Below are 6413 nucleotides of genomic sequence, written 5' to 3' on the forward strand. Positions count from 1 at the left end.
GAGCGTCGTTCTGAAGTGTACGCCAAGTATACGTCGAAGGCATCCATCGCGAAAAGCTGAAATGCAAGAAACGTCCCAAATCCACGCAAATGGATCTCGGGACGCTTTTTCTTTGAAAATTTAGAGACTAAGCGAGATGGACTTTAAGAAATTGCCTGCCTGCGGATATGGTAGAAACTATATAAAAATAATACAGTCCCAAAGCCGAGAAGAACCAGCATAATCTGAAAAATGTCCAAAAACTGATAGTCACCTGCTACCAGCGGTTTCATACCGGCCAATGTCCAACCTTGCGGCGTGCATAACGAAAACGTCCTGACCGGGCCTGTAAGCGGCAGGAATGGCCAGAAGCATCCTCCGATAAATCCGGTCAGCAGCGCGAGTAACGGGGCCCCGGTCTCAAGTTGCCGACCGGTTTTAAAAACCGCCGAGAAAAGCATACCGAGTCCGATAACCGCAAATATATACGCGCCAAGCAGCGCGTACTGCAGCGGATGAAATACGAGTGAAGCACCGAACAAAAGCCGGGCCAGCACAGCGCAGACGCCAACCAGAAATAAGGAAAGCAGGCCTAGCGCGGCAATGTTGCCAGCATAAAATTTCCACAGCATGCCGGGTACGGACATCATCCGCTTGAGCGTTCCGTTATCGCGTTCCTCAAGCAACCACCGGCTGTGCAGCGTCACAAACATCAATATAAACACCAGCAGCATGCCTATTCCGGTCAGCGCCGCATTCGATACGCTCGTCAACCTGTTCACCGTCTGTACACCACCGCCTGCCATCTCCTTATAATCAATCGTCATCAGCGGCTTTGGTTCCCATTGAGAATCTGTATATTTCCAGACCTTCTCCCAGAGAGAGCCTGAAGCGGGTGATGTCAATCCATACAGTCGATAGATCTGTTCGGCGCTGTTTGCGGCACCCGCATTGGCCGACAGCCGCATCACCTCACTGCCGAGCATCTCGCCAAGAATTCCGTATGACAGCGAGCCCGGATTCTTCAGCATCTCCACCGTATCGTCTGTATCTTCTTCCAGGATGGCGTCTTTTAGCCCTGCCTTAATGACGAACGCGGCTTCTACTTTAAAGCTTTCTGTTAGCTTATACGCTTCGTCGCGGCTGACACGGAGTACGCGTATGCCTTCTTTGGCCGCAAACCGATCTACGATTAATCTAGAATAATCGCTTCCGTCTTCATCCGCTACCGCCACGGGAATAACGGACTGTTTCTCAAAGCTTTGCGTGGCATTCAAAATAAATACGAATACGAAGGGAAATGCCAACAGCAAAAGAAGGAACACCCGATCCTGTAGCATCAACCGCAGCCTGAGTTTTAACACCTGTAATATTGCGTACATCTACTTCCTCCCCACAAACGGCAGAAGTATTGCGGCTATCGTAAGCAGCACACAGCCAATGATCAGCAGCATCCTCGTCTCCGGCCAGACGGAAAGCGATTCGTCACCGGAGAAAATCTTCAGCATGCCGTGCATGGCCCACCGGGTAAACGTAAATTCACTCGCTGTCTGCAGACTGTCCGACAGGGAGAACAACGGATAAATGTTCCCGCCGATAATAGCCAGAAAAAATGTGCCGATGTATCCGAGCATCTCCGTCCCTTTGGAGAACAAGCCGAGAACCGCCAGCAAAAACGACCAGGAAGCAACAGCGAACGCAGTCGCCGTAAAAACGAACAGAAACGAAGCCGGCTGTGCACCCAGGTAATTATCGAATAACAGGCTCGCTCCGATGACCAGCAGTGCGGTCTGTATCCACAGTAGCAGAAATATACCGAAGAACTTCCCGGTAAATACCTGCCACATGCCGACAGGCGCAGCCCGAAACCTGTCCAGCATTCCCAGCTCCTTCTCTTCAGCCAGGGAACGGCTGCCCCGAATGCCGAGAAAGCTGACGAATACGACCGCGAGCGCGGACGTAAAGTACTCCGGAAAACGCACCTGCGGAATCGACGAAAGCGTAATTTCCTCGTAGATTTCATTGCGTCCAAGCGCCCGCATCATGAAATCAAGCACGCTGTCTTTCATTACCCGATCCAGCTGTTCGGCACTCGCCCCTCCATCTCTTGCGGCATGCCAGACCGCCTTTACGGCGCTCTGCCCGGCCGACAGGTCATTCATGGCGCTAATAAGCTGATTCTTTATCTGATCGGCCTGCTCTTTGCGCGTCCGGTTGCCGATGAATTCGACCGGATAGTTGTCGCCGCTGTACAGGCTGGCCGTAAATCCTTTTGGAATCATAATGGCGCCTGCAATCCGGTTCGTCTCAAGCATCCGCATTGCCTGCGTTCTTTCTGTTTTATGTACGGTAATAAATCCTTTCATGTAATCCAGCTCTTCCAACTGCCGGCTGATCATCTGCGTATTGAACGTTTGGTCTTCATCCACAAATGCAATCTCAAACGCCTGGCTATACCGGCTGGAAAACAAATAAGGCGAGAGCACCTGAACAAAAAGCCAGATGAAAAACAGCGGCAGCACCAGCAGGAGTCCAATCGCCTTTCGGTCACGCCAGTATAAAGTCAGCTCTTTTAAAATCAAGGTTTTTACCAGCACAACGGCAATCTCACTCCTTTCCTATACCGCAAGCATAAGAAGGAGCCTTGACAGGCTCCTTCCCCTCTTGCATTACGGCATCATCATTCCCGCGTCTGCCGGAATAATACCCAGCTGCTGGAACAATGCTATATTTTTCATCATGAACTGCATGCTTCCCTGCTGAATCTCCTGCTGAATCTGCATCATCTGCTGGTCGGTCATTGTCGCGAGGTTGATGCTGTTCTGTGCATTCAGCTCCGGCAGCTTCACGCCCGCTACGTTGAATTTCTCGTTGCTCTTCATATCGAGCGAAATCTTCTTCGGCATGGTCGGATCGTCCTGCGGCCCGCTCATTTCCACTTTATAATCCGCGATCCGCATTTTATCTTTATCGTTATTCGTTACCGTACCTTTCCAGCTCAGCACAATCGGCTCAGACTGTCCACTTTCGTTGTCATTAATCTTTACTTTTACGTCCTGATTCTGCTTGTTCCCCTCTTTTGTCATTGCAAAGTCGGCTTCCGCTACCACGTCGGTCAGCGTGCTGCTGCCCGTCTTATCGACAATGGTAAACTTCACATTGCCTTTGCAATTCTCGCCTTCTTTTTTGTTTACATAGGCGATGTTCACTTTTTCTTCCATATTGTCAGATTTCTTCGTGTTTACGTCGAAAACAACATGGTCTTTGTTTTCTTTGTCCTGGAAACTCACGAGCTTCAACGTATTTTTATCGCCGGATTTCGTATCATTCATTTCAATCGTCCTGCTGAGAATGTTGTCTTCTTTGTCCGCATAGACAATCATTTTTATACCGTCACCGTACTCACCGTTATCGATCGAACGGTCTGCCTCTTCTTTGAATTCGGCGAATTTCTTTTTAAACTCTTCTTTGCTCAGCTTCGGCAAATCTTCCGGCGAGCCTGATGCTGTCAACTCGGCTAATTTCTGATAGCGAGGATATAATAAGTCCTGAAGCTTTTGGTCTTTGGAAATTTTATCCGCCATCTTTTTCATCAGCTGCTTATATTGCTCCGGAGTGAACGTAACCGTAATTTCCTTCGCGTCCATTTTCACGCCCGCCTCTTCAAATGTGGCGTTTTTCTTCACGCTAACCTGATCATTCTGGATGCTATCAGCATACAGCATAGCGTACTCGCGCATAATCGGCTGCAGCTCTTCCTTCGGAATTTGGATAAGATCCAGGTATTCCTTCTGGGACGGGATGCTTTCCGGAATGCCCGGGATGCCGTATTTCTGCTCGATGACGGCTTTATCTTTCCAGTTGAAATATCCGTATTTGTTGTATAAAGCGGGAACACCGAATCCCAGCTTTTCAGCGTCATAGAAGAACTCGACACCGATGACGTTGTTGTTCTTTATATTTACATCAGCTTTCAGGAAATTCTTTTTGTTCTTATCGTCCATTTTTGATTCCACGACCACTTTGGCGTCTTTTACGATTTCCATGATTTTCGCCTCTTGCGGATCGGTTGTCTGCATATCAACCGTTAGATTGGACAACTCTATCTTCTGTTCTACAGCCCCTTCCAGATACGGTTTAGCGTACTCGTTATACTTCTGGTTGTATTCTTCTATCATCTCGGAAAAGTTCTGCATTTCTTTCGCTTCCGCTTCGAGATAGACGGTTTTGTTGCTTTTGAATACGTCGAAGAAAGCGTACGCCGAATATAGTCCCCCTGCCGCTACCAGCAGAACTACCAGCACCAGAATCAGTGGCATTTTACCTCTTGCCATGTTGTTGTTCCCCCTCCAAATAATGTTGAACCTCTTGTGTCACGCCCACGGCGAGGAGCTCTCCGCCTTTTAAAACTCCAATACGGTCACACGCCTCCATCTCTTCCAGGTGATGGCTGGTGTAAAGAATAGTACTCCCGCGCCTGCTCATCTCTTTGAGCGCCTGGATAATCTGTCGGCGGGAGCGGACGTCTACGCCGGCCGTCGGCTCGTCAAGAATCAGCAGATCGGGCCGGTGCAGCAGCGCCACTCCCAGATTCAGCCTGCGCTTCATTCCCCCGGAATACGCCTCTACGCGTTCTTTGATTCTATCGCGCAGGTCGATGATATCCATCACTTCATCCATGCGCAGCACCAGATCTTTTCCCCTGAGGCCGTACATCTTGCCCCAGAATGCGAGATTATCGATACCGCGCAGGGAAGGATATAACGCCAATTCCTGCGGGACGTAGCCGATGCGCTTTCTGATTGCGGCTCCGCCCCGATGCACGGAGGTACCGTCGATGAGCACTTCTCCACCGCTCGGCTTGACGACCGACGCGATGATAGAGAGAAGCGTGGACTTTCCGGCCCCGTTCTCGCCTGCCACACCGAACATTTCGCCCTGCGCAATATCAAGATTGATGCTGTTCAGCACACTTTTTTGACCGTATTTCTTGCTGATGTTGCGAATCGTAATAAACACGGTGGATTTTTTCTCTCTCCTCCTCTCTTTTATTTACTCTCCTATACGAATATGCGCAAGATAAAGTTACCATTTTTACCTTTTTTGGTTATTTAGTCAGAAGAAATGGACGCCTGATAAGCGTCCATTGCCCTACGAAATTTAGCCGATGATAATCTTTTCTTCCGGATAATGAATATCCGCTCTTGACTTTCCGGAAATGAACAGGGAAAGGAACGGCATCATGCCGATACGTCCGATGTACATGAGCAGCACCAGCATAATTTTACTTACGGAAGATAGTTCGCTCGTCATCCCCGTCGATAGGCCGCACGTACCGAACGCAGAGCAAACCTCAAAGATGATAGCCGCAAGTCCAAACTTCTGTTGCTCCGCCATCTCTATGACCATTACTCCGCCCACAGCCAGAATTGAAGCGGTAGTAAAAAATACGAAGCTCTTATTGATGTCTTCCTGACGAAGCGATCGCCCAAAAATTCGAACCTCATTGCGTCCCCGGGCAAAAGTAATAATGGTGAGAATGATAACGGCCAATGTAGTAGTCCGAATGCCTCCGCCCACACTGGACGGACTAGCCCCGATAAACATAAGAAGCGAGGTGAAAAGCTGGCTCGCCACGCTCAATTCCGAAGCATCCACCGTTGTCAGTCCCGCGCTGCGTGCCGTAACAGAAAGGAACAACGAATAAAACAGTTTCTCATGCCACACCATATCCGCAAAGCGCTGCGAGTCTTCTATAATCCAGATGCCGATAGCGCCAAGCACAAGCAGAACCGCAAAGGTCAGCGTTGTAATCTTCGTATAGAGCGAGAAGCGGAACCGGGTGTGGCCGCCGAAAAAATATTCCCGCACCTCGATCAGTACAGGAAATCCAATGGCCCCGAGAATAATCAGAACCATTGTTACAATTTGTATAAAATAATCGTGCGCATACTCAATCAGCGAGTTGCCAAACAGATCAAAACCTGCATTCGTATATGTAGAAATCGAATGAAAAAGACCGTAATAAAAAGACGTACGAAGAGTGTCACAGTACCCGGCAAAATAAAAATAGAATGCGAAAATGACCGTCCCTATCGCCTCAAACAGCAGCGCCATCCCCAGCACCAGTTTCATAAGCTGAACCAGACCCGAAAGGTTATAGCGGTTCTGGTCCACCATAATAAGTCTCCGCTGTGATAAGCCGATGGGTGCTCCAAGAAGAATCCAGATTAAAGTGCTCAACGTCATAATGCCGATACCCCCCAGCTGGAAAGCAAAGAGAAGCACGCCCGCTCCAAATCCGCTAAACGTGCTTGAAGTGCTTACGGTAGTCAGCCCGGTGACACTGACCGCGCTGGTTGCCGTAAACAGCGCGTCCGCAAATGAAAGGTGTACACCCGGCTTCAGGCTTATCGGCAGCATTAGCAAGCCGT

The 6413-nt window shown here is 49.3% G+C and carries 5 protein-coding genes; all 5 read right to left on the minus strand.

The window, feature by feature from the left end; all coding sequences use genetic code 11:
* Positions 1-143 precede the first annotated feature (143 nt).
* Positions 144-1361, minus strand: coding sequence for an ABC transporter permease (locus B2899_RS13445; protein ID WP_286886481.1), 1218 nt, complete (start codon positions 1359-1361; stop codon positions 144-146).
* Positions 1362-2576, minus strand: a complete 1215-nt coding sequence (locus B2899_RS13450; protein ID WP_286886483.1) for an ABC transporter permease — start codon at positions 2574-2576, stop codon at positions 1362-1364.
* A gap of 72 nt (positions 2577-2648) precedes the next feature.
* Positions 2649-4313 (minus strand): DUF6583 family protein, encoded by a 1665-nt coding sequence (locus B2899_RS13455; RefSeq protein ID WP_286886485.1) that lies wholly within the window; start codon positions 4311-4313, stop codon positions 2649-2651.
* Positions 4300-4998 carry an ABC transporter ATP-binding protein gene (locus B2899_RS13460; protein ID WP_286886487.1) on the minus strand — a complete coding sequence of 233 codons (699 nt, stop codon included), beginning with the start codon at positions 4996-4998 and terminating at the stop codon, positions 4300-4302. Before B2899_RS13460 ends, B2899_RS13455 begins: the two co-directional genes overlap by 14 nt.
* Before the next feature lie 141 nt (positions 4999-5139).
* Positions 5140-6413: TrkH family potassium uptake protein (locus B2899_RS13465; protein ID WP_349679051.1), on the minus strand; the 1274-nt coding region annotated here is incomplete at its 5' end.

Source organism: Aneurinibacillus sp. UBA3580 (assembly GCF_002375825.1).
Classification (GTDB): domain Bacteria; phylum Bacillota; class Bacilli; order Aneurinibacillales; family Aneurinibacillaceae; genus Aneurinibacillus; species Aneurinibacillus danicus.

Coding starts and splice junctions, on each gene's coding strand:
- B2899_RS13445 (WP_286886481.1), bottom strand. CDS start 1,361: ATGTACGCAATATTACAGGTGTTAAAACTCAGGCTGCGGTTGATGCTA.
- B2899_RS13455 (WP_286886485.1), bottom strand. CDS start 4,313: ATGGCAAGAGGTAAAATGCCACTGATTCTGGTGCTGGTAGTTCTGCTG.